Origin of the sequence: Bradyrhizobium sp. 40, from assembly GCF_023100925.1 — a bacterium.
GTDB lineage: Bacteria > Pseudomonadota > Alphaproteobacteria > Rhizobiales > Xanthobacteraceae > Bradyrhizobium.
The window spans coordinates 3,364,222-3,386,387 of sequence record NZ_CP064688.1 but is presented as its reverse complement, the minus strand read 5'-3'; the positions used below and the strand labels follow the sequence as shown (position 1 = coordinate 3,386,387).

Below are 22,166 nucleotides of genomic sequence, written 5' to 3'. Positions count from 1 at the left end.
CCGGCGCTGTTATTGCTTCTTGAACGGTTCTAGTCCTTCGCCGGTCCCGGGAGCAACTCGCCAGTCCGGCCCATCAGGCGGTAGGCGACGAGCCCGATCCATTCGCGCACGGCGACCTCGGTTCGGCCGAGCCCGTCCGTGCCGACATTGGTGAAAGAGAAGAGATCGTCACGCCCGCCCATTCGCCAGTCCACGGGATAGGCTTCGACGTGAAATCCCGCCTTGCGAAAGATCCCCATCGAACGCGGCATGTGAAAGGCCGACGTGACCAGGAGCCAGCGCTCGCCCGGCTTGGGCGCCACCAATTGTTTGGTGAAGATGGCATTCTCGTAGGTGTTGCGAGAGTCCCGCTCGAGGATCAGGCGCTGCTTCGCGATGCCCAAATTCTCCAGGATCGGCGCGGAGTAGTCGGCCTCCCGGGCGTCCGTCGAAACCAGGTTCGCGGTGCCCCCGGTGAAAATAACGCGCGTGTTCGGATAGCGGCGCGCGAGCTCGGCCGGCGCAAACAGGCGATCGGCCGCGTGCGCGACGACCGGCGTGCGGTGCGCCGCCGAAAGATCGGTGTCGACCGAGCCGCCAAGCACGATGATGCCGTCGGGCGCGCCGCGCGACGGATCCCACGGCGGGAAACGCGACTCCAGCGGATAGAGCAAAAGGTTGCCGAGCGGCGAAAACGCGGCGAGCGCCAGCAGGATCAGCGTGGCCGCGGCGAGCTTGCGGCCGAATGCGGCAAAGCGCGTCGCCATCAGCACGACCGAGACGATCCCAAGCTCGATCATGAAGTTGATCGGCAGCACCGCGGCGCCGAGGGTCTTGGACAGGACAAAAAGCAGGGGGAGCCTCGCTGGAATGATCGTGCCTGGTGCGCGCGGGCTTGACCCGCCCGTCGATCTTCAGAAAGCTTCTTGGAAGAGGATCGATTGCCTGGTCAAGCCCGGGCCTGTGAAATGGACGGATACCACATGACGCATCACCACCTGCATTCCAGCCCCGAGACCTGTCATTGGGGCTTCTTCGAAGCCACGCTCAAGCCCGTCCTCACCATCGCGAGCGGCGACGAATTCACGGTCGACACCATCAGCGGCGGTCCGGACATGCTGCCCGACCCCAGCAAGTTTCACATTCCGCCCGAGATGCACAAGGTTCACGCCGAAAACGAGCGCATGCTGCCTGGCCACATCCTCACCGGCCCGATCGCGGTCGAGGGGGCCGAGCCCGGCGACGTGCTCGCGGTCGAGATCCTCGACGTCCAGCTCCGGCAGGATTGGGGCTGGAACATGATCAAGCCGCTGTCCGGCACCCTGCCCGACGATTTCCACGAGACGCGCATCCTGAACATCCCGCTCGACCGGTCGCGGATGGTCGCCCGCATGCCGTGGGGGCTCGACCTGCCGCTCAAGCCGTTCTTCGGCGTGATGGGCGTTTCGCCGCCTCCGGCCTGGGGCCGCATCTCCTCGCTCGTTCCTCGCGCCATGGGCGGCAATCTCGACAACAAGGAGCTTGGCGCTGGTGCGACGCTGTACCTGCCCGTGTTCGTCCCGGGCGCGCTGTTCTCCTGCGGTGACGGCCACGGCGTGCAGGGCGACGGCGAGGTCTGCGTCACCGCGATCGAGACCGCACTCCAGGGCCGCTTCCGTCTGACGCTGCGCAAGGACCTCAGGCTCGATTATCCCCGTGGCGAGACGGCGACGCATTACATGACCATGGCGATGGACCCCGACCTCGACCAGTGCGTGGTGCGGGCGCTGCGCGACATGATCGTGCTGTTGGGCGAGAGGCGCAATTTGTCGCGCGAGGACGCCTATACGCTTTGCAGCCTGGCGGCCGATCTGCGGGTGACCCAGACCGTGAACGGCTCAAAAGGCATCCACTGCATGATCGACAAGGCGATCGTGCACGGCTGAGCCGACCCGCCCTCTCCTGACCTCTCGAGGCCACGCCGCCGCCTGCCTTCTCGCGCGGCGTGTCCTGCCATGCCTGATTTCCCTCGCGATTCCAACGAGCTGACCGAGCGTCGCAGCCTGCATTTGACTTCCGCTGGCAAACCTAAATAGAGTCTTAATCGTAACTTTTATGTACCCGCGTATGAGGCTAGCGTTTAGGCATGGCCACCGAAAAAGCCGAGACTGACCGCATTCCCGTAACCTTGGCGCTCTCGACCATCACCTATCTGGAGAAGCTGGTGAGACAGGGCACCCACGGCACCAGCGTTCCCGGCGTCGCACGTACCTTGATCGAGGAAGGCATCCGTCTCGCCATCAAGGACGGGCTTTTGTCGATTCGCGACAATGGCAGAACGTGAGCGCGCGCCGAACGTGAGGCGGACGGATCTCGAGAGGCGGATGGCCGATCTGCAACCTGGGACCGCACCAATGCCTGTTCTCTCACCCACCTGGACCGACGAACGAATTGAACTTTTGAAGCAGCATTTCGAGGCTGGCCTCTCCTGCCGCGAGATCGCCGCCGACATCGGCGTCAGTCGCAATGCCGTGATCGGCAAGCTGTCCCGCCTCAATCTGACGCGCGGCCGGACCGTCGACGATCGCAAGGTTCACGACAGGGGCCTGGCGCCGGCGCGCGCGCCGCGGACCGTGCCGCGGCTGCAATACGAGATGCTCGCCACGATCTACGGGGAAACCGGTGTGCCGATGGTCGCCGGTCCGATCGACGACGCCAATCGCTGCTCGCTGCTGGAGCTTGCCGAGAACCATTGCCGCTGGCCGATCTCGACGCCCGGCGCCGACGATTTCTGCTTCTGCGGCAACTCCGCACCCGACGGCCAGTCCTATTGCACCGGCCACAGCCGCCTCGCCTACCGGCCGAATTCCCGCGCGCGCGTCATGCGCGGCTAGAGCCAAGTCTTAGAGCCAAGTCTTAGAGCCAAGTGCTGGAGCCATGGACCAAAACGAAAAACCTCCGGCAGGGCATTGCCGGAGGTTTCTGGAGGTTTAGCATCAAGTCAGAGCCGCAACTTTCGTCATCGGCTGAGAACTATATAGCTTAGTAACTCAGGTAAGTAAATAAATTTGGGCCGACCGAATCGCATGGCTCGTCTTCGTCGCCCGCACGGGATGCCGGATTTTCCGAAAGCCCATCTCGCAAAAGGCCCCGCTCGTAAAAAGCCCCGGCGGTGTCCCGCCGGGGCTGCGTCATATCCGAAGACCCAGTCCGAAGATCAAGGCTTACCAGTTGCGCTGGGCGCGAACGAGCAGGCTGTAGGTGTCCTGGTCCTTCAGCTCATAGGTTGCGGCAGGCTTGGCAACGCTCGTGAGCGCCGGCGTCGTGATCACGCCCGAGTACTTCTGGTCAAGGTGGCTGTAGGTGAAGTCAGCCGAGAAGGTCAGGTTCTTGACCGGGGTCCAGCGGGTGATGACACCGATCTGGCCGATGTTGAAGTCCGGGTTGCAGGTGCCGGTCAGGGTCGCGAACGCGGCGCTGCCGCAGATCATGCCCTTGGCCGTGCCGCTGTAATTAACGGCAGCCCACGCACCATAGAGCGCCGAGTTCCAGTACGGGCTCCAGTTGTGGGTGTAGGCACCACGGAAGCCGTAGGTCTTGGTCAGCTCGAGGCCGCTGCCGGGTGCGAACACCGCGTCAGACACGCCGGCGAAGCCGATGCTCTGATACGCGCCGCCCGACCCGCCGAACATTGAGTAGTTCGTCGCCGCCAACTCCTGGAAATTGTACCGGCTTGCGCCGTCGGTGTAGACGCCCGAGATGTTGATCAGGTCGCCTGCACCGGTCGGGATGTTCTTGATTGACAGAGCCAGCTGGACCGCCCAGCCCCACTTGTCTTCAGGATGACCGGTAGTTTCGCTGGCGCCGTAATAGCCGACGTGGTTGTCGTGCGCGGCGACCGAGGCCTGGAACAGGCCCCAGGCCTGGTCGACACGGAGCGTGCCGACGAGATCGGGGGCGCGGGTGCCGCCGAGATCGTTGGAGCCGTAGGCACCGCCGAGGACGCCGGTGGTGGACATGCCGGCCGTATTCCAGAGGGCGGTCTGGAACACCTGTGTCTGGTCCTGGGCCGAGACGATCGCCGTCACGCCCTGGCCGAGATCGGCGGTGTAGGTGAACTGGGCAACACCGTTGGTGGTGCCGCTGCCGCCCACGAGCTGGTCGAAGTTGTTGCCGGGATAATTGATCCAGGGCGCGTCGAACTGCGACACGGCCTTACCCATGGTGAAGCCAGCGAACTGGATGAATGCGTAGTAGACGCCGAGCGCGCCGCCCGAAATGCCGCCGTCGGTGCCGTTGATGGCGCCGCCGCTGGACCCGATCAGGCCAGTGCCCGCGGCATTGAGGCCGAGCGTGCTGCTGTACTGGGTGGCACCCGTTCCTGAGCCGGCACCGACATAATTGCCGGTCGTCCAAGTGAAGACCGCATCGAAATAGGTGCGGACAACGCCGTACTCGGTCGCGGTGCGCGTGTCGATGTTGAGATCTTCACGAGCGCGCATCGAATAATAGTTCGTCAGGCGGTTGTTGGCCGCGAAAACGTTGTTGTACTGCGCGCTGTAATTGCCGCCGGCATTGAGCGCCACTTCGGCACGCAGATAGCCGCCCAGCTTGATGCAGGTGTCGCTGCCCGGGATGTAGTAGAAACCCGCGCCGTAGAGCGAGCAGACCTTCACGTACTCGACCGCCTTGGCCTTGACCGGAAGATCAGCCGCCTGAGCTCCACCGACGGCGATCAGACCCGCCGCAGTGCCGAGCAAAAGGCTCTTCACCACTTTCATATTAAAACCTCCAAGTTGCTCATGTTACGAAGACCGGACCGTGAGGCCCCCCAGATCCCCGTCTTTCAAATCCGCTCGGCCGCTTTGCGCTTTCGGACACACCCTCTTTCCACGCGAGGGACGTGAGCAAACCACCTGCAACGGGACGATCGAGTACCCCCCACCGTCACAAGCAATATGCCTGCGCCGTTCACTAATCAAAATACCTTATTTGGTAAGCTTTATGGTTTCGCTAAACCTGTGCCCCGTTCGCAACACCATTGCTGAGCGATTCCATGAGCTGATCATCTTTGTAGTTTTACTGACAAAATTACCCTGCTCTGCACTTGCGTCAGAGCAGGCTTGCGTGGACTATGGCTTGCACGACACCGGCCGCATACAAATCAGATCACGGGAGTGACGCTGTGTCAGCGACGAGGAAAGAAGGGGCGCGCCTCCGCTCCATCGGCAATCTGGATATCATCAGGCGCTTCACCTGGGAGATATCGTCGATCAACATGTATCTGGAGGAGCTGCGTCAGTTCTGGGCGAGAACGCTCGGCATTAGCGGCCCGCAATGGCTGATCCTGATGGCGATCTCCGACCTCGACAAGGACGACGGCATTCCGGTCAACGTCGTCTCGAAACTCCTCCACGTCGATCCGTCGTTCGTCACCACACAGTCCAAGCTGCTCGAGAAGAAGGCCCTGTTGCGCCGTCGCCCGTCGCCGACCGACGCAAGGGTGGTCCGGCTGTCCCTGACCGAGAAGACGCAGAAGCACCTGGCGAGCCTCAACGAGCAGTACAAGACGATCAAGGAATTCGTCTTCCAGGAGTTCGACGAGAAAGAGCTGACGGAATTCACCACCAAGCTCGCGATGCTGAAGACCCGTCTCGAAAAGGCCTGCGTCCGCCTGACCCTCGACTTCTGAGGCGACCTCCTTAAATGCGCCCCGCGGCGCCGAGCCGGGATTCGAGCCAGTCGAAGATGTATTCATTGGCAAGGCTCGGATTGTCCGCATGGGCCTGCGCCGCGCCGGTTTCGGCCGCGGTGAATACCTTCAACATGACATCCGAACTGCCGAGCCGGGACGTCTGGACGATCTGACGCGCCCGATCGGCCTTGAGCCAACCGTCCTCGCCGAGCGTGATCAGCACGGGACAGTCGGCGCTGGAGGCCATCAGCGGCGCATGCGGCACCGGAACGATGCTGACGTCGCTCATCGCGAATCGGCTGGCAAAGAAGGCCCGCTCGTGCAGGTCCCACAGGCCGCCATCGCAGACGGCGGCGGCAAGCCGCGGCTCCTGCAGCACCGCGCGCGCCACGAAGGAAGAACCCCAGCCATCGGCGACGATCGCGACACGTGCGAAATCGAGCTCGCTGCACGTCTCCAGATAGTCCATCACGCATGGAATCGCGCTCTCGAGATCCCGGCGCCGCAACAGCGCGTCGAGATGATCGTCGCGCTGGTCGCCGAACAGGTCCAGCGCCAGCAGCGAGAAGCCGCGCTCGCGCGCATGCGGCGCGAGCTTGAACAGAAACTCCTCCTTGCGGTGGCCGGGCTCGCCGATGCAGATCACGGTCGGAGCTCGCACGCGTCCCGACGGCGCGGGCAGGAAATAGCCCTGCAACGAATGGCCGTCGAGCCAGGGTATCGTCATGACTTCGCCGGCCGGATCGCGCGCGGCGAGGAAGCGGCGGGCGCAATCCTGCATCGCGAGGACCGCGACCCAGCGGCGCTCGTCCGCTTGATCGAGCGGCATCGCGGCCGCGCTGTAGTAATTCATGGCGCGGAGCCAGTTGCGCTGCGCGGTCGCCCTGTGACCTTCCGCGAACGCGGCCTCGGCACGAAGCCAATTGGCCTGCGCCAGATTCTTCCACTCGCGATGCCAGGACTGGTCTTCGCCCCGCTTCAGCTGCCGCGCGATCATCAGGCATTCGGCGATCGTGGCGCCGCCCTCCTGGGCCGCGGTGAGGAGCCGCGTGAACTCAGCGGAGATGTCCTCTCGCTCCGGGCAAAGGGTCCAGTCGTCGGAGAGGCATGCGGGTATCATCGGGAGCTACGCTCTGGTCATCGCCTTACACATGACTGAGTAAACTATTTTGGTTCCCTGACCAAGCTGCCGTGCGCCGAATGAGAGCCGTTGGAGATCACCATCGCTTGAACGCAGGGACGTGTCGCATGCGTGACATTCCTGTTCGTCATGAGTGACCGAACACCCTCAAGAAGACTGGCAAGAGGTGGCACGCGAAATTGCCTGCGCGCCTCTTGCCATGATGCTCATCATACCTATATCCGTGCGCGCTCGGCGCCCGCTTCAGCCGAGCCGCCAACCGACCTCCTGCGTAAAACTTTCGTAGAAGGCGCGGTCGTAGGCCTGCTCCGGTGTGGCGCGCACGCGCTCGTCAAGGCGCCTTGCATCCTCGCCCACGAGAATGCGCCATTGCTCCGCCTTGACTCCGTCGAGGATGATCCTGGCGGCCTGCGCCGCCGTCGTCGGCGCATCCTCGAGGAAGCTGCGGGCGCGCTCGGTGAACACCGCCTGGATGTCCTCATCCGACATCTTGTCGGCATCCGGCACACCGGCCGCGACCATGCGCTTGCGGGTCAGCGCGACCTCGTCTGCATTGAGCCGCTCCGAACCGTCGGCGCTCTGCACCTTGCGCGAATTGGAGACGATCGATGTGCCGATATGGCCGGGCATCACCACCGAGCATTTGACATGCGGCGCGTGCAGGCGGAGGTCGTTGATCAGCGCTTCGGTAAACCCCTTCACGGCGAACTTCGCCGAGCTGTAGGCGGTGTGCGACTGGTTCATGCCGATAGAGGCCCAGAAGCCGTTGACGCTCGCGGTGTTGACGATGTGGGCCTCGTCCGCTGCGACCAGCATCGGCAGGAAGGTGCGGACGCCGAGATAGACCCCGCCCCAGCAGATGTTGAAGGTGCGCTCCCACTGCTCGCGGGTGTTGGTGAACAGGCTGCCGCCGCCACCGATGCCGGCGTTGTTGAACAGAAGATGGATCCGGTCGGTCTTCTGCTGCTCGGCAAGCTCGTCGCGGAATCGCTTGAGATGACCCTCGATCGAGACGTCGGCGACATGGGTCGTGACGCGCAGGCCCTGCGGCAGCTTCTCGACCTCGCACAGCCGCTTGGTCTCGGCCATCGCGGCTTCCGAGACGTCGCACATCGCGACATTGCAGCCCTCGGCGACGAGCTGCCGCGCGAGCTCGCGTCCCATTCCCGTGCCACCGCCGGTGATGACGGCGATCTTTCCTGCAAAATCCTTCATGGGACTTTCGGCCCCTCCCCTTGTCGGTATGTTTCTTCACAGCTAGTGCCGCGCGTATCGAAGCGCGCACGAAATGTAGCAGCGCCGCATCCGCAGGTAAAAGCGGATCGGCGCTGCCATGTTCATCAGGAATTTCGGCGCGCGGACTATTCGGCCGCCTCGACGCGCCGCCCGTTCAACGCGCCGAGCCCGTCCAGCGCCTTGCGGATCGCCGCCTGCTGCACGGGCGATGTCTCCGGCATCGGCGCGCGCGGATGAGTCCTGGGCAGGCCCTGCAGCGTCTGCGCATAGCGCGTGCAGGCCGGCAGATTGTCGGCGATCACAGCGTTCCACAGCGTCAGCAGCTTCTTGTGCAGCTCGAGCGCGCGCGGATGGTCACCCGCCTTCACCGCATCCCACAGCGCGACGGAGGCATGCGGCGCCGCGGTCAGGATCGCGGCGATCGAACCATGCGCCCCCAACGTGTAGGATGGATACATCAGCGCATCGACCGCGCTGTAGATCAGCTTGTCCGGTGCCATCATCATGAGGTCCGCGAACAGCTTCAGGTCGCCCGCGCTCTGCTTGACGCCGACCACCAGCGGCACCTCGGTCATGATCCGCGTCAGCAGCGCCGGCGACAGATACGACCACGGCACCACGTTGTAGATGATGATGGGCATGCCGGTCTCATCAGCCATGGCGCGGAAATGCGCCACCATCGCCTCGTCGTCCGGCTTGAACAGGTAATGCACCGGGGTGACCTGGAGCGCGGCGACATTCATGTCACGCACCAGCTTGCCGCGGCGGATCGCATCGCGCGTGGAATCGACGATGATGCCGGCGATCACGGGAATGCGTCCCTTCACCGCAGCGACCGTCGCTTCCATCAGGTCGCGATATTCCTCGTGATCGAGCGTGTGCCCCTCGCCGGTCGAGCCGCCGGCTGCGACGCCGTGCGCGCCGGCGCCGATCATCCAGTCGACCTGGGGCGCCACAAGAGTGTAGTCGATCTCGCCATCCTTCCGGAACGGCGTCGTCATCGGCGGAATCACGCCGGTCGGTCGTGCCTTCATGGTCTGCCCTCGCGTTTCCATATCCCTTGTGGCGGCCCCGCTCTTTTGGCGGGTGGCCACGATCCCTCCGAGCCTACCGGCTGCGCGCGGCCTGTGAAGCGCCACCGGCGCGGCGCTGCCCCCACAATCGATCATCCCTGCGACTCAGCCCTGCCGGTTCCCCATATTTGCCCGGCTTCGGTTTAGGGGCAATTTTTTTACAATCCGAATCGCTAAATGGAGTCCGGACGCTGGGTCGAGTCGGCCAGGCCAGCGTGTTGTTTGCGTCACAGGCTCTGGCACTCCGCTTGCATCCTCTTCGTGGTCAGAAACTACCGATGAGGTGACTGGAATGTTCGTGACCGTCGTTGCCGTGCTCTGCCGGCTGAGTGCAGCCAGCTCAGGCAGTTGCATCGAGGAAATCGTGACCGACAGCAACATGACGCCCGAGATGTCGATGATGCAGTGTGCGATCGGCGCACAGGCCCCATTGGCGAAATGGATGGGCGAGCATCCGATCTACCACGCCAACTGGCGGCTCGATCGCTACAAATGCGTGCCGGGTCACTACGAGATCAAGGGCCACGCCTAAGGTCCCGCAAAACTACTGATACCAAGACGACGGACCAAGACTAAAACGAGGAAACGCCCCGGAGGCCGACTGGTCTTTCCGTGCGGGAATCGGCAGCGCCAGACCCCATTGCGGCGGCGCGCTTTGTGACAATCACATCTTCCCTTAAGCCACTGCTCGCAAGATGATCACACGCGCACGCCGCCCATCCGGCGTCAGCGCGCGAACGCGAATAGCGGTTGCCCGACGTTGGAGCCGAGGCCATACTTGGCGGCTCGATAGTCGTCGATTGCGAGCCCGGTGTCGAAGCGCCCTGTTCTTCCCCCCAGCCGCGGACCTCAACAGGCCGAATTGCGCGAGCGCGCCACGCTCGCGCTGCGGATGCAGAATTTCGCCGAGGCTGAGCGGCTTGCAGCCGAAGTCTTGAAGGCAAGCCGGAACGATATCGTCGCGACATGGGTTCTCGGCCGCGCCTTGCTCGCTCAGAACCGCGCAGCGGAGGCCATCCTGCCCTTGGACAAGGCGGCGCGCCGCACGAGCGATCCGGGCATTGAAACTCTGCTTGGCGCGGCCTTGGGCGAAGCCGGACGTCGCACGGAAGCCGTCGAACAATTGCGCCGGACCGCGGCGCGTCGCCCGCCTTTCCTGCCGGCGTTCCAGGAACTCGCCGGCCAGCTTGCCAAGGATCGGCGCCTCGATGAGTCTATCGCGGTGATCGGCCACGCTCTCGCGCTCGCGCCGGAAAGCATCGACTTGCAACTGGATCTTGCGCGCCTGTATCTCGAGCGCAATACGCGCGGTGAGGCGCGCGCGATTCTCGTCAAGGCTCACGGGGCCGCGCCTGGGCGTCCTGATATCTCGACCCTACTTGCACGCGTGCTGCGCCAGGACGGTGATTATGCCGCAGCCGCAGAGATGTACCGGCTCGCGCTGGCGCTGCGCCCTGACGATGCCATGGCACGGGCCAACCTCGCGGCTTGCCTGTTCGAGTTGGGTGAGCGCGAAGCGGGCGAGGCGAGCCTTCGTTCGGCCTTACAAGGCCGCCCTCGAATGCTGGCACAAGCCGCCTACACGCTTGCCCATTCATCGCACGGCCGCTTCTTCTTCCGCCCGAGCTCGCTCAAGAAGTTTCTGCAAGGCGAGGTGCCGTAATACGGCTCACGCACGGAACTGCCTTCGATAGGCGCCAGGCTCCTGCGCGACCGACTTCGTCACCTCGAACACCCGTCGCATCTCCTCTGCAGTCAGTGGTGCGGTCTGGGCGACCCAGGTTTCCCGCTTCACCGCCATGCATTGCGCGATCGGCGTCCCTTTCTGCAGCACACCGTTGAAATTCACGTCGTGCCAGTGCACCGGGAAATGGATCCAACTGTCACGATATCGATCGCAATCGACGAGGCCGGTGAGCGTCGTGAAGGGCAGATCGAACCGATTGATCGGATGCATGAACAGAACCGAATAGCCTTCCGGCGCTTCGATCAGCCATGGGTTACGAAACTTGATGAGAAGCCGGTCCGGCTCGAACAACGGCGATCCCGTGACCTGACTCGAGTCGTGAAATCCCACGGGAGAGCGCGGGAAATCGAGCTCACCACCGGCTGGCAGGTCATTGTCCCAGGAAATTTCCCCGTTCTCAAACCTGACATCGCACATCAACGGGATCAGGAAGCCGCTCGTCATGGCATCGACGACCGGAGGACACCGCTTGACCGTATCCTCCTCGCGCTGATTGATCGCGTTGAAGGCCTGCGTCGGCATCGCCTTCAGCCAGGCAGGCAGGCCTAAACTCGCAGGGACCGGTGGCGGCAATTTGTCTTCAAGACCCGGCGGACAGCGGAACTTGAGGGTCATCGGCTCGTCGGGCACTTCTGTGCTCCCATTGTCGCCGGGCGAGCCCTAGGCCAGATGGCCAACAGACAATGCATCCGTTGCGATGCTTTTCGCGCGTGTACTCAGCCAAGCCTACGAACAATTGGTCGGAGCGAGAGGATTTGAACCTCCGACCCCTAATCTCCCAGACTAAGGTAGAAAATTGATTTCACAAGCTATTTTTGCAAACGGCCTGATTTACCCCCCGTTGAGATCGCAGTGTTTTTCATATCCTTTGGCAACTGCTGTTCCGCAATCCGGCCGACCGGTATTTGTGGAAATGTGCATGCGGCCCGGTGCTGCCCCTCACACCTGCCTTAGGCTCCAATCGCGGCCACCCGAACAACTCGGACGTCTACCGGGGTCTCTGGAGCAGTTGAGATGTCGCCGGGTTCGAGCCCGTCACTGCCCACCACGCCGGCCTCTCGCAACCCTTCGTGCCCAAGTGGGGTTCTGTTCTCATAAGTCGGGGGCTGGCCTGTTTCCATCTCGGTGGCTTAGTTTGATTTTGGGAGTGACCTAGCTTGTTTTGTATCCCGAGGCCCGCCAGCGCCGGGATGTGAGTTTGGCAGCTTAACGCACGATGTCGTGGATGCTCTGCCGTCCGGAAACCGAACCACGCGGATAACGAAACCCGGACCGCACGCTGGCTGGGCAAAGCTGCCTTCTGACGGAAGAATTGCTCCCAAGAGGCAGACGACCAATTTGATCGAAGCTTTTTTCAATGCTGGCGCTCCCGTGTAACGCCGCCTCAGTCGGCGGCCTCTCTCAGTTCACCAACCGGCGTCAAATTCCGATAGTTCTCGGTAGTCCGCCGGAGATGCGCCCCGGAACGCCAAGCTATGTCGCTGCGATCCAACCGGCTTGGGAATGAGACGCGGACCCGACAAGGACAGCCACCCCATCTTGATCTGCATGAAGTGCAGACGACCGATGGATTACGTTGCCTTGCTGCCAGAGATTGTGAACCTACCCGCCGTCTATGCCTACAGGTGTTTCCCATGTCGGCGGGTCGATGTTGTCGCTCTCGATTGAGACCGCCTCCGTTCACGGCCCTTATCCACACCCACCACACGCAGTAGCTCGACACCGTTCCGACCTCCTACCAATCGGTCACATGGTCTCGGTCCGCATCCGCAAACACGAAGCTGTGCCCCAAACCGGCAGCTACGAAGTCTATTTCGACGAGGGCCGGCCGAGCGTTTATTTTTACTGGGACGACGTCGCCGGACGGCGGCTCGGGCCTGACCGGCTGACCTGCGCTGAAGCACTTGAGCAGGCCCGCGCGTTCGCAAGAGCGGAGCTCGCCCGTTATCGAGAGACAGCGGCCAGACGTCCTGGGGCTAAGTTCTTGGGAAACTAAACGGCCCCTGTCGGTTCAGACAGGGGCCGCGCAGATGGATGGCATGAGGCTAAGGAGGAGGCTCTTAGGTGTCACGCCAAGGACCCGCCAGAACTGAAACGACCAATCAGACCTTCAGGATCACTGGGACTGCGACTAAAGTTTGCGCCCTCTTGGACCAGCGGAGCCTCTACGCCGCCGCTTGGAAACGGGCCGGTGAACGAAACCATCTGTTGATTGCGCGAAGCACGCCAGAAACAGACCGAGCGTACATTGCCTGGTGTTTGAAGATGTGGATTTCAAAATGATCATACTTAAATTGGTTGCAGTCGCTCTCGGTGCAGGATTTCTGTTCTCAATGTATTCTGGCGGCCTCGGCGCGGATATCGTGCTGGCTATTGTTTCCTGCCTTGCATAAAGCGCTCAAAAATAGGCCCGCCGACCTGGGAGCCGGCGGGAGTTCGTAACTGATGTTATTGGCGGTCGGCGGGCACCGATCACCCAAGTTACTTATCCGAGTCGCGGTTGTGTGCGGCCCTTCTCGTCAGATGCCGGTACCGCAACTTGCCTGACGGCCGCCCCGTCAAGATCACGCTGGGCGAGATGCGCGCGGCCGGCGTTCGTGGTCTCATCGTCTTCTGCCTGCACAACGCCAGCCACAACGTGATCCTCGGCCGCGACGTCGTCGACCAGTGGGCAGATGAGGTCAGGTTCTCCGATCTCGAACCCCGCTTCGTCTGCAAGGCGTGTGGAAAGCGTGGTGCCGACGTCAGGCCAGGCAGCGAGCCCACCATAGCCGCTGTCGTCCTGCCCGCATGAAGATGCGGGGTGCCGTTCTCGCGCATCGCAGGGTTGTTCGCTACGCCGGAACCGAAATGAACCTGTGTCACTTGATGGTGCAGCAGGAGGGCAGCCATGTGCGACAAGTGCATTGAGCTGGACGGCAAGATCGAACACCTCCGGGCGCTCTCGAAATGGGTCACCGACCAGGCGACCATGGAGGCGATCACCCAATTGGTGCAGGAGCACCAAGCGCAAAAGCTCGAACTGCACCCGGAGGATCAATAGTAAGGCCAGCTCAATTGGTGCTGGTTGCATCTGAGATATTTATTTCGTCTGGAGTCTCAAATGAGATTGCGGGGTCAGAAACGGTAAGGTGATAAGCGACCCCGAGTGACACGTCGGATACGGGGGCTATGGCTGAATATCGCCTTTATCGGGTGGACAAAGAGGGACACGTTCTGGGACCGCCCGAGGTAATCTTGGGCGACGATGACCAAGCCGCCATTGCCGAGGCGCAACGATACGTGGACGGCGTGGCGATTGAATTGTGGGATCGCACCCGCCGTGTAGCGTTTCTCCCTCCCGTGGAGTGAGGCCGTTGCAGGGAGCCGCCTCCACCTCGCGGAGCGTACGGTCGGCCCATTAGGCCTCTAGATCGATTGTCTGCGGAGCGAGTCGTACTTGGGATGATCCTCATGGCGGCCATCGGCCTGACGATGTTCGGATCGATTATCGCCCTGTTCGAGACCCACGCGGCACTGGATCGCAGGCGGTCGGAGAGGCGAGCGCAAGAGTAAGCCCAACCTGACTGCTGCGCCAGGACACCGCCGACTGCTCGCCTTAGCTGCGCCGCTTCTGGGTCACTAGCCGCAGTGGAATGTTATGCAGATGTGCGCGGACTCGTACGGCGGTTCTGTCCTGCCCAGCGCGCGGGCGATTTCGTCCGGTCGGCTCCCCGCTGCCGCCAGTTCCAAGAGGCGTGCGTGCTCTTGCGGCGTCCACCGTCTCACAAGCGGGTAACGCGACTGATCCATTGCCCCAGCGGCCTCCAAGCGGTTGCCAGCCTGTTACACTCCATCGAGTCGCACATTCACATATGAGGTCCGACGATCCTTGATCGCGTCCTGGACTGGTTGGTAGCCAAGAACTCGGAACGATAATGCGTGCCGCCGCTTGGGGCAAAGCGATGTCGGACAGCTCCATCATTCTCTTTCCTGGCATGATCAAGCCGCTGCGTTTAGCGCGGGTCTACGGCTATCTGATCCAGCGCAGCGACGGCCTGTATCACCCAGGCGGCAGTCAGCCGGTATGCACAATGTCGCTGGCGCGGAAGATGGTCGAAGGCGGCTGGCTCGAACAGCATGGCCAGCGTTACGAGCCCACTCAGCAAGGTCTGCGGGCGGCCGAATGAAGCACCAGTTCAGACGAGAACGCCGCCTCTATCAGCCAGCGGCGGGGGTGCTCTCCTGAAAAGAAACGGCCCCAGCACTTGGAGGCCTTGGGGGGCAATCTCTGCTGGGGCCGCTTCACCGCGCCGGGTCCGGAGCGGAGTTCCAGACTGACGCTCTTCCCGGTGTTCTGCTCTCGCATGTTAAGCGGCCTAAGCGAGGCGGCCTACACGCCGCAACTATGGTCTGGACGGGAGAACTACGGGGATATAGGAACCGCCCCGGGACGGAGATTGGTGGGGTCCTCCGGTGAAATTGCTGACCGAGTACATCGAACGCGCGCTGCAATTGGAAGCTCTAGCCGACGGCGAAACTGACCTCAGGTTCAAGGCGGAGCTTCTGAAGCAAGCGCCATCCTATCGCAAGCTGGCTGCCAAGAGGGCGGAGCAGTACGGGCTGCCCCTGCCGAGTGCCCCGGAAAAATAGGCCACCCCGAAATCAGGATCGTGACCCGCAGGCTTTATCCGGTTGCCGTGTGGACGCCATTACCGAGATGCTCGTCGGACCATTCATCTCGCCAACGGTCCGAACCGGAAATTCACGCCTACCATGGCGGTGTCGATCCGGCGGCTAACTCGAATGGGCTCGATGAATGCGAAGGCATCCTGCGTGTTGAGCGTCTGGGTACCGAAGTCCATGTGATTGTATTCCACAAAGACCGACCAATTCGGCGCGAACAGATATTCAAGACCGCCTCCGATAATCCAACCCGAACGCGTCTCCGCGCCCGTGTAGTTTGCGACACCCATCCCGGTGATCGTGTAATCAAGTTTTCCATGCATCCAGGCCGCGCCGCCCTTCAAATAAAGCAGGGCCTGCGGAACAACCGCATAGCCAACCCGCAAGGTCGCAGTCGTGACCCAGGACGTCCTCGCGCTTAGGTCAAAGATGTTCGGGAATTGTGGATCAGCCGCTCCCGGCACCACGTGGTTGCTGCCTCGTAGATCAGCAGCTTCAAACATGGCTTGCGCGCCGATCACCCAAGCTCCAGCCTGATAGTCGCAACCAATCTGACCACCACCGATCACACCCGCATTGCGCTCGGAGCCCAAATCGAAATTGGGCAATCGCTGAGGATTGACGTTGGTGTAACCTTGGCGATCCCATCCCCCGCCGACGTTTCCACCGATGTAGCACCCCGTCCAGCTCGCAATCGCCGCGACCGGTGCCGGAGCCTTAGTGTAGGTTCGCGCGGGCAAATCGGCTCCGAAAGCGGTTGCCGAGAACGCGACAGCTGCAATTGCTCCAAGCAAAATCGTTTTCATGTTTTGATCCAAAGGTGCAATCAGGAGACCAATGGAACTTACCAGAGCGGCTCGTGATGTCTGTTGCCAGCATGCCACAGCGGCAACTCAACCACCCGGTCTCGACCGACGCGATTGCCCCCAATGCGTCACCACGATCCGGCACGGTCGAGACCGTCTATGAAGACAGTGTCGCTGGGCGCACTTGCGCTTACGATCTCTGCTTCGGCGGCGGACTTGGCGGCCCGTCCGTACACGAAGGCTCCCGCGCCCATTGCTGCTATCTACGACTGGAGCGGTTCTACCTGGGCATAAACGGTGGTGGTGGCTCCTCTCATAAGTGCTTGGACTTCGTCGCGGCCGCCGGCGCTATCACGCCCGAAGGCTGCCACAACGCGACCGGCGGCACGGTCGGAGGCCAGATTGGCTTTCGGCAGTCCGCCAATTGGGTCTTCGGACTCGAGGGTCAGGGCAACTGGGCGGACTTCTCGGGCGACAACCTGAGCCCGATCATCGCCATTCCCTTTGGGCCGCAGCAGCGTAACCGCTCCCGCATCGACTCCTTCGGCCTGATCACCAGGCAGGTCGGCTATGCCTGGAATAGCGTGCTGTTTTATGTAAAGGGCGGTGGTGCGGTGGTCGGCGATAGATACGACATCTGCGCTGGTACCGCGAGCGCAGTGCCCATACCAGTGGGAAGCCTCCTCGCCTCCGCGCGTGAAACCCGCTGGGGCGGCACGGTTGGTGCGGGTCTTGAAGTCAGCTTCGCGCCCAATTGGTCGGTCGGCCTCGAGCACGATCACATCTTCCTCGGTCAGGACGTGGACATTGCCCTGCTCCGCCTGAACTACCGATGGGGCGGTCCGGTGATCGCGAAGTACTGATCGAGGATCAATCGCAGGGGTCAAAGCCCCGGCCTGGACCGGGGCTTTTCTACATCGAGCTTGCGGTGCATCGGTTCATTTCCCGATAGCGAGCGAACGCGAGACGCGTCTTAAGCACCTGGCGCTCTCCTGAAGCAGGCGGTCCCAGGCCGGCCGAAGCTACTTAGGCTGGGCCGCTCCGGGACGGAGGGGCGGACTGCGCCCCGTGCCCTGAACGCATGCACAGCCAATCCTGGAGGGTGCATGCTTGCTGTCCGAGCAGGACCTACCAGCGCGACATGGCGCACGAGGGCTCGCAATGTTTGATCATGAAATCGCTGCGCTGCTCCGCACCACCGCCCGAGACCGAGATTGGATTGCACTCTCGCTGTTGCACCTGGTGCATGATGAAACTGCGCGACCAACAAGGTGGTCACGCGGATCTCCGCCTATTCGGCTGCCTGCGGCCTACTCCGGTTCCCGCTCAGCCGGGCCTTTGCCCGCTCCCGCATGTGCTGAAAGGACACGTAAAGCATTGGGATCAGGAAGATGCCGATCGAACTCGCGGCGAGCATCCCACCGAACACCGCCGTTCCCACGGCGCGGCGACTCAGCTCGGCAGCCCCCGTCGCAAAGACGAGTGGAACCAGCCCGAGAATGAAGGCGATCGAAGTCATCATGACTGCGCGGAAGCGCATGCGCGCGCCGAGAACAGCCGCGTCCACGACCGATACGCCAGCCTCGCGTTGCTCCTTGGCGAATTCGACAATCAGGATGCCGTTCTTGGCTGCCAGCGCAATCAGGACCACAAGGCCGATTTGGGCATAAAGGTCGACATTGAGCCGTGCCACGATGAGGGCCACATAGGATCCGAGCACGCCCACCACGACCGACAGCAGCACTGGCACCGGGATCGTCCAACTTTCGTAAAGCGCCACCAGGAAGAGATAAGCGAACAGGACGGCCAAGCTCAGGACAACGCCGGTCTGCCCAGACGCCTGCTGCTCCTGGAACGCCGTGCCGGTCCATTCGTAAGAATAGCCCGCGGGCAAGGTCCTGCTCGATATATCCTGCATCGCCGTAATCGCTGTGCCGGTCGAGACGCCTCCCGCGGGAGAACCGTTGATCGTGATCGAACGATAGTTGTTGTAGCGGCTGATAACCTGCGGCCCCTGTACGATCTTGGCACTCGCGATCGAGCGCAGCGGGACCATCTCGTTGCGTGCATTGCGGATGTAGATCTGCCAGAGCGCGGAAATGTCGGCCCGGTCCTTCGCCTCGCCTTGCACGTTCACCTGCCAAGTCCGGCCAAACAGGTTGAAGTTATTCACATAGACCCCTCCGAGCGTCGCCTGTAGAGCGGTGAATATGTCGCTCATGCTAAGCCCGAGGACCTCGGCCTTGGCGCGGTCGATCTCGAGATAGATCGAAGGATTATTCGCCGAAAAGGTCGAGAACACATGGCTCAGGCGCGGTTCCTGGTTCGCTGCGGCAATCAGACCGTTCATGACGCCGTTCATGGCCGTGGGATCCTGGCCCTCCAGCGCTTGCAGCTGGTATTCGAAGCCGCCACTGGTCGATAGTCCGATGATCGGCGGCAGATTGAAGGCGAGCACGTTGGCCTGCCGTATCTGGCTGCCTGCCGCAAAGGTCTTCGCGATCAGCGCTTGTGCAGATTGGGCGACGCCTTCCCTCTCCGCAAACGGCTTCAGGCGCACCACGAGCAGCGCAGCGTTCGGCTCCGCGCCGCCATCAAGCAGGGAGAAGCCGATGATCGACAGGACATGATCGACTCCTTCGAGCTGGCGCAGCTTGTTCTCGACTTCGCCCGTGACCTCGCTGGTCCGGGGCACTGAGGCGCCATCCGGCAGCTGCACCATCACGAAGAACGCTCCCTGGTCCTCCTCGGGCAGAAAGCCTGTCGGCGTGACCAGCGAGAGACCGAATACGCCCGCGCCGCCGAGTGCGACAAGGAGGACAGAGACAATGGCCATACGCAGGAGCCACCGCACTCCACCCGCGTATCGGTCCCTCACCCAATCAATTCTGCTGAGCACGCGCCCCATAATCCCGCGGCGTGGCCCAGTATGGCGCAGAAACAGCGCGCAGAGTGCCGGAGACAACGTCAGGGCATTGATGGCGGAGATGGTCATCGCAGCGCTGATCGTCACCGCGAATTGGCGGAATAGCGTCCCTGAAATACCGGGAATGAATGCGATAGGCACGAAGACCGAAAGGAGTACCAGACTGATCGCGATGATGGGCGCGGTGATCTGGTCCATAGCTTTCTTCGTTGCCTCGGCCGGCGAAAGCTCCGGCTCGTCCGCCATCACGCGCTCGACGTTTTCGACGACGACGATCGCATCATCGACGACGATCCCGATCGCTAGCACAAGTGCAAGCAGCGACACTGTGTTTGCCGAGTAACCGAGAACGAGAAGAACGGCAAAAGCACCGATCAGACTGACGGGTACCGCGACGGCCGGAATGATGGTCGCACGGAGATTGCCGAGAAACAGGAAGACAACGATGACGACCAGAACGAAAGCCTCCGCCAACGTCCGCAGCACTTCACCAATCGTGTCGCGAACGAAGGTCGTCGAATCGTGCACCACCTGATATCTCAGCCCTTCAGGGAACCGGGCTGACAGCCGGTCCAGGGTAGCCTGCACCGCATTCGCAGTCGTAACAGCGTTGGCTCCAGGCGCCAGATAAATCCCGATCGGCACACCGGGCTTGCCATCGATCCTGGCCTCGCTGTCGAGATTCTGCGCACCTATCTCGACGTGCGCGACGTCCCGTATCCGCAGCACCGAACCGTCTGAATTGGCCCGCAGCACGATATCGCCGAATTGCTCGGCGGAAGCGAGACGTCCCTGCGTTTGAACGTTGAACTGGAATTGCTGCTGGTCGCTGATGGGACGTGCGCCGATACGCCCCACCGGCGCTTGCACGCTTTGTGCGCGTATCGCACTGATCACATCGCTCGGCGCGAGATTCAGGCTGGTCAGCCGTTGGGTGTCGAACCAGATCCGCATCGAATAATTCATGCGAGCGAACAGATTGGCCTGGCCGACCCCCGGCGTTCTTGAAATGGCATCGAGCAGGTTGATGATCGCGTAATTGGTGATGAACAGCGGGTCCTGCTGGCCGTTCTCGCTGTAAAGGACCATGAACTGCAGAACCGCGGATGAGCGCTTCTGAACCGTCAATCCCTGCGCCTGCACCTCGGAGGGCAGCTGGGACAGCGCCGTCTGCACGCGATTGTTGACATTTACGGTGTCGATGTTCGGGTCGGTTCCCAGTGCGAACGATACCGTAAGGCTGTAGCTGCCGTCGCTGCCGCTGGTCGACCTCATATAGAGCATCTGGTCGACCCCGACGATCTGGGCTTCGAGCGGCTGAGCAACGCTCGACTCGACTACCGCGGCGGAAGCACCGGGAAAGACGCCGGATACGGTCACCTGCGGCGGCACGATGTCGGGGAATTGTGCAACCGGGATGCGCGAGAGGGCCAGCGCCCCGGCAATCGTGATGACGAACGCAATCACGATGGCAAGTCGTGGGCGGTCGATGAAGACGGCGGAGATCATGTCAGCGTCCGCCATCCGGATTGCGCGATGGACCGGCGCTGTCCTTTTGCGCCGGGTTGGCCGCAGTGCCGACCGTCGTCGAACTTCCTACAGCGGCTCCGGCTCCCGGCGAGCTCCCGCCAGTTGCGCTACTGCCCTCGCCTGCCGCCGGTTCAGTTCCTTTCATCAGAGCCTGAAGCTGCGCGCTGGGCGCTCCTGGCGCCACTTTCGCTCCCGCCCGAACGCGCTGCAAGCCTTCGACGATGACGCTGTCGCCTTGCTGCAGACCGGTGATGACGCCGGCCAGCGTCGGGGTGGACTGGCCGAGCTGGATTCGGCGCTGCTCTGCCGTGTCGTCCTTGCCGACAACAAAAACGTAGCTGCCTTGTTGGTCGGATAGCACAGCTGCGCGCGGCACCGCGAGCACCTCGATCGGCTGCACGCCTTCGAGCAGAACCGTGACGAACTCGCCATCGAACAGCTCGCGGATGGGCGTTCCGCTGCCCTTGACCTCCTGGTTCGGCGGATTGGCGATCTCACCCCGCAGGACAATCGTGTCGGTATTGGCTGTGACCGTGTTGTTGGCGAAATTGAGCTGGCCGGTGGTGCCGTACATCCGCCCGTTCGGCAATTGCAAGCGAATGACGACGGCATTGAAGCCGCCTCGCGGCGCGTAGCGGTCTCGGAGGATCAGCGCTTCCCGCACCGACACCGGAAAGGTGACGTACATGGGGTCTTGGCTGACGATGGTCGTGAGCACGCCGGACGAAGGGCTCACCACATTTCCTTCGGTCACCACGCTGCGCCCGATCTTTCCCTCGATCGGCGAGCTGATATCCGTATAGCCGAGATTGATCTGGGACGCCTCCACTTGTCCCTGTGCCGCTTGCACCTGGGCTTCCAGGCTGCGCTGGTTTGCAATCGCTGCGTCATAGTTGGACTGCAAGCCAGCGGGGCCGCTGAGCAAGGTGCGGGCCCGTTCGGTGGTGAGCTTCGCATTCTCCAATGTCGCTTGCAGCTGCGCGACTGCCGCTTGCTTCGAAGCAAGGTCTGCCTGAAACAGCCCTTTCTCCAGTTCATACAGCTTGTCACCGCTCTTGACCTCGTCGCCCTCCGTAAACAGCCGCTTTTGGAGGAAGGCTGTTACGCGGGCGACGACGTCAACGTGGCGAACCGCTTCGACCCTGCCCAGAAATTGTTCAGTCTCCGTCATCGGGCGTCGCGTGGCTTGGACGACGCCGACCGCAACGGGACCGGGCGCCGGGCTCTGTGCACATGCAGGCGGAGCAAGAACAGCGATTGCGAAGCCGAGGGCCCACGCTCTGAACTCGGGTTGATCCAACATGTGGTCCTCAACGGTTGGCAGCTGTCAGACTTGATCAGCCGGGGCGAACCAATCCGCGATCGCCCTGCAGATATTCTCGTGAGCTT

20 protein-coding genes, 1 tRNA gene and 1 pseudogene are annotated in these 22,166 nt (G+C 62.3%); 12 read left to right on the top strand and 10 right to left on the bottom strand.

The genetic code is table 11. The features are described from left to right. Positions 1-29 precede the first annotated feature (29 nt). The gene (locus tag IVB40_RS16490) at positions 30-779 is read right to left on the bottom strand and encodes a YdcF family protein (protein WP_247819328.1); all 750 of its coding nucleotides are present in this window, start codon (positions 777-779) and stop codon (positions 30-32) included. Between the two features lie 183 nt (positions 780-962). Here IVB40_RS16490 and IVB40_RS16485 point away from each other — a divergent pair, with 183 nt between their 5' ends. From IVB40_RS16485 to IVB40_RS16475, 3 genes are all read left to right on the top strand, one after another. Beyond that, positions 963-1,904 carry an acetamidase/formamidase family protein gene (locus IVB40_RS16485; RefSeq protein WP_247819327.1) on the top strand — a complete coding sequence of 314 codons (942 nt, stop codon included), beginning with the start codon at positions 963-965 and terminating at the stop codon, positions 1,902-1,904. A 200-nt stretch (positions 1,905-2,104) separates the two neighbouring features. Next, complete coding sequence (locus tag IVB40_RS16480; protein WP_007603456.1) at positions 2,105-2,302, top strand: hypothetical protein; 198 nt, start codon at positions 2,105-2,107, stop codon at positions 2,300-2,302. A gap of 70 nt (positions 2,303-2,372) precedes the next feature. After that, positions 2,373-2,852 carry a GcrA family cell cycle regulator gene (locus tag IVB40_RS16475; protein ID WP_247819326.1) on the top strand — a complete coding sequence of 160 codons (480 nt, stop codon included), beginning with the start codon at positions 2,373-2,375 and terminating at the stop codon, positions 2,850-2,852. A gap of 330 nt (positions 2,853-3,182) precedes the next feature. Here IVB40_RS16475 and IVB40_RS16470 read toward each other — a convergent pair whose 3' ends face one another. Further along, positions 3,183-4,739, bottom strand: a complete 1,557-nt coding sequence (locus tag IVB40_RS16470) for a porin (RefSeq protein WP_247289410.1) — start codon at positions 4,737-4,739, stop codon at positions 3,183-3,185. A gap of 404 nt (positions 4,740-5,143) precedes the next feature. On the opposite strand from IVB40_RS16470, the gene IVB40_RS16465 reads away from it, so the two are divergent. Continuing rightward, entirely contained in the window at positions 5,144-5,650 is a 507-nt protein-coding gene (locus tag IVB40_RS16465; protein WP_027567247.1) for a MarR family transcriptional regulator, read from the top strand. 10 nt (positions 5,651-5,660) lie between these two features. On the opposite strand, the gene IVB40_RS16460 is transcribed toward IVB40_RS16465, so the two are convergent. The 3 genes from IVB40_RS16460 to IVB40_RS16450 all read right to left on the bottom strand — a co-directional run bounded on the left by IVB40_RS16460 (position 5,661) and on the right by IVB40_RS16450 (position 9,064). Then, entirely contained in the window at positions 5,661-6,773 is a 1,113-nt protein-coding gene (locus IVB40_RS16460) for an alpha/beta hydrolase (RefSeq protein WP_247819325.1), read from the bottom strand. Positions 6,774-7,037: 264 nt separating this feature from the next. Next, the gene (locus tag IVB40_RS16455) at positions 7,038-8,009 is read right to left on the bottom strand and encodes an SDR family NAD(P)-dependent oxidoreductase (RefSeq protein WP_247819324.1); all 972 of its coding nucleotides are present in this window, start codon (positions 8,007-8,009) and stop codon (positions 7,038-7,040) included. A 146-nt stretch (positions 8,010-8,155) separates the two neighbouring features. Next, positions 8,156-9,064, bottom strand: a complete 909-nt coding sequence (locus IVB40_RS16450; RefSeq protein ID WP_247819323.1) for a dihydrodipicolinate synthase family protein — start codon at positions 9,062-9,064, stop codon at positions 8,156-8,158. A gap of 331 nt (positions 9,065-9,395) precedes the next feature. Between IVB40_RS16450 and IVB40_RS16445 the strand changes: the two genes are divergently transcribed. Together IVB40_RS16445 and IVB40_RS16440 are read left to right on the top strand one after the other, a co-directional pair. Continuing rightward, positions 9,396-9,635: a hypothetical protein gene (locus IVB40_RS16445; RefSeq protein ID WP_007611067.1), complete on the top strand. Its 240-nt coding sequence runs from the start codon at positions 9,396-9,398 to the stop codon at positions 9,633-9,635. Between the two features lie 330 nt (positions 9,636-9,965). Further along, the gene (locus tag IVB40_RS16440; RefSeq protein WP_256468218.1) at positions 9,966-10,766 is read left to right on the top strand and encodes a tetratricopeptide repeat protein; all 801 of its coding nucleotides are present in this window, start codon (positions 9,966-9,968) and stop codon (positions 10,764-10,766) included. A gap of 6 nt (positions 10,767-10,772) precedes the next feature. On the opposite strand, the gene IVB40_RS16435 is transcribed toward IVB40_RS16440, so the two are convergent. Both IVB40_RS16435 and IVB40_RS16430 read right to left on the bottom strand, forming a co-directional pair. Further along, entirely contained in the window at positions 10,773-11,465 is a 693-nt protein-coding gene (locus tag IVB40_RS16435; protein ID WP_027567252.1) for a hypothetical protein, read from the bottom strand. A gap of 122 nt (positions 11,466-11,587) precedes the next feature. After that, a tRNA-Leu gene (locus IVB40_RS16430) sits at positions 11,588-11,691 on the bottom strand. Between the two features lie 1,698 nt (positions 11,692-13,389). On the opposite strand from IVB40_RS16430, the gene IVB40_RS16425 reads away from it, so the two are divergent. The 5 genes from IVB40_RS16425 (at position 13,390) to IVB40_RS16405 (ending at position 15,482) form a co-directional block, all read left to right on the top strand. Further along, positions 13,390-13,644, top strand: a complete 255-nt coding sequence (locus tag IVB40_RS16425) for a hypothetical protein (RefSeq protein WP_247819321.1) — start codon at positions 13,390-13,392, stop codon at positions 13,642-13,644. Between the two features lie 96 nt (positions 13,645-13,740). After that, positions 13,741-13,893, top strand: coding sequence for a hypothetical protein (locus tag IVB40_RS16420; RefSeq protein WP_247819320.1), 153 nt, complete (start codon positions 13,741-13,743; stop codon positions 13,891-13,893). A gap of 128 nt (positions 13,894-14,021) precedes the next feature. Next, on the top strand, positions 14,022-14,201 hold the full coding sequence (locus IVB40_RS16415) for a hypothetical protein (RefSeq protein WP_247819319.1): 180 nt from the start codon (positions 14,022-14,024) through the stop codon (positions 14,199-14,201). A 566-nt stretch (positions 14,202-14,767) separates the two neighbouring features. Beyond that, complete coding sequence (locus tag IVB40_RS16410; RefSeq protein WP_247462510.1) at positions 14,768-15,019, top strand: hypothetical protein; 252 nt, start codon at positions 14,768-14,770, stop codon at positions 15,017-15,019. Between the two features lie 286 nt (positions 15,020-15,305). After that, positions 15,306-15,482 carry a hypothetical protein gene (locus IVB40_RS16405; protein WP_247819318.1) on the top strand — a complete coding sequence of 59 codons (177 nt, stop codon included), beginning with the start codon at positions 15,306-15,308 and terminating at the stop codon, positions 15,480-15,482. 83 nt (positions 15,483-15,565) lie between these two features. Here the strand turns inward: IVB40_RS16405 and IVB40_RS16400 are convergent, their stop codons facing one another. After that, positions 15,566-16,321, bottom strand: coding sequence for an outer membrane beta-barrel protein (locus tag IVB40_RS16400; protein ID WP_247819317.1), 756 nt, complete (start codon positions 16,319-16,321; stop codon positions 15,566-15,568). A gap of 159 nt (positions 16,322-16,480) precedes the next feature. Here IVB40_RS16400 and IVB40_RS16395 point away from each other — a divergent pair. Beyond that, a pseudogene (locus tag IVB40_RS16395) lies at positions 16,481-17,184 on the top strand (outer membrane beta-barrel protein). Positions 17,185-17,612: 428 nt separating this feature from the next. On the opposite strand, the gene IVB40_RS16390 reads toward IVB40_RS16395, so the two are convergent. Both IVB40_RS16390 and IVB40_RS16385 read right to left on the bottom strand, forming a co-directional pair. Continuing rightward, positions 17,613-20,756, bottom strand: a complete 3,144-nt coding sequence (locus IVB40_RS16390; RefSeq protein ID WP_247819316.1) for a multidrug efflux RND transporter permease subunit — start codon at positions 20,754-20,756, stop codon at positions 17,613-17,615. A gap of 1 nt (position 20,757) precedes the next feature. Beyond that, on the bottom strand, positions 20,758-22,035 hold the full coding sequence (locus tag IVB40_RS16385) for an efflux RND transporter periplasmic adaptor subunit (protein WP_247819550.1): 1,278 nt from the start codon (positions 22,033-22,035) through the stop codon (positions 20,758-20,760). Between the last annotated feature and the right edge of the window lie 131 nt (positions 22,036-22,166).

Bases quoted from the DNA above. Each gene is read 5' to 3' on its own strand.
- IVB40_RS16490 (WP_247819328.1), bottom strand. From the start codon at position 779: ATGATCGAGCTTGGGATCGTCTCGGTCGTGCTGATGGCGACGCGCTTT.
- IVB40_RS16485 (WP_247819327.1), top strand. From the start codon at position 963: ATGACGCATCACCACCTGCATTCCAGCCCCGAGACCTGTCATTGGGGC.
- IVB40_RS16480 (WP_007603456.1), top strand. From the start codon at position 2,105: ATGGCCACCGAAAAAGCCGAGACTGACCGCATTCCCGTAACCTTGGCG.
- IVB40_RS16475 (WP_247819326.1), top strand. From the start codon at position 2,373: ATGCCTGTTCTCTCACCCACCTGGACCGACGAACGAATTGAACTTTTG.
- IVB40_RS16470 (WP_247289410.1), bottom strand. From the start codon at position 4,739: ATGAAAGTGGTGAAGAGCCTTTTGCTCGGCACTGCGGCGGGTCTGATC.
- IVB40_RS16460 (WP_247819325.1), bottom strand. From the start codon at position 6,773: ATGATACCCGCATGCCTCTCCGACGACTGGACCCTTTGCCCGGAGCGA.
- IVB40_RS16455 (WP_247819324.1), bottom strand. From the start codon at position 8,009: ATGAAGGATTTTGCAGGAAAGATCGCCGTCATCACCGGCGGTGGCACG.
- IVB40_RS16450 (WP_247819323.1), bottom strand. From the start codon at position 9,064: ATGAAGGCACGACCGACCGGCGTGATTCCGCCGATGACGACGCCGTTC.
- IVB40_RS16445 (WP_007611067.1), top strand. From the start codon at position 9,396: ATGTTCGTGACCGTCGTTGCCGTGCTCTGCCGGCTGAGTGCAGCCAGC.
- IVB40_RS16435 (WP_027567252.1), bottom strand. From the start codon at position 11,465: ATGACCCTCAAGTTCCGCTGTCCGCCGGGTCTTGAAGACAAATTGCCG.
- IVB40_RS16420 (WP_247819320.1), top strand. From the start codon at position 13,741: ATGTGCGACAAGTGCATTGAGCTGGACGGCAAGATCGAACACCTCCGG.
- IVB40_RS16415 (WP_247819319.1), top strand. From the start codon at position 14,022: ATGGCTGAATATCGCCTTTATCGGGTGGACAAAGAGGGACACGTTCTG.
- IVB40_RS16410 (WP_247462510.1), top strand. From the start codon at position 14,768: ATGCGTGCCGCCGCTTGGGGCAAAGCGATGTCGGACAGCTCCATCATT.
- IVB40_RS16400 (WP_247819317.1), bottom strand. From the start codon at position 16,321: ATGAAAACGATTTTGCTTGGAGCAATTGCAGCTGTCGCGTTCTCGGCA.
- IVB40_RS16390 (WP_247819316.1), bottom strand. From the start codon at position 20,756: ATGATCTCCGCCGTCTTCATCGACCGCCCACGACTTGCCATCGTGATT.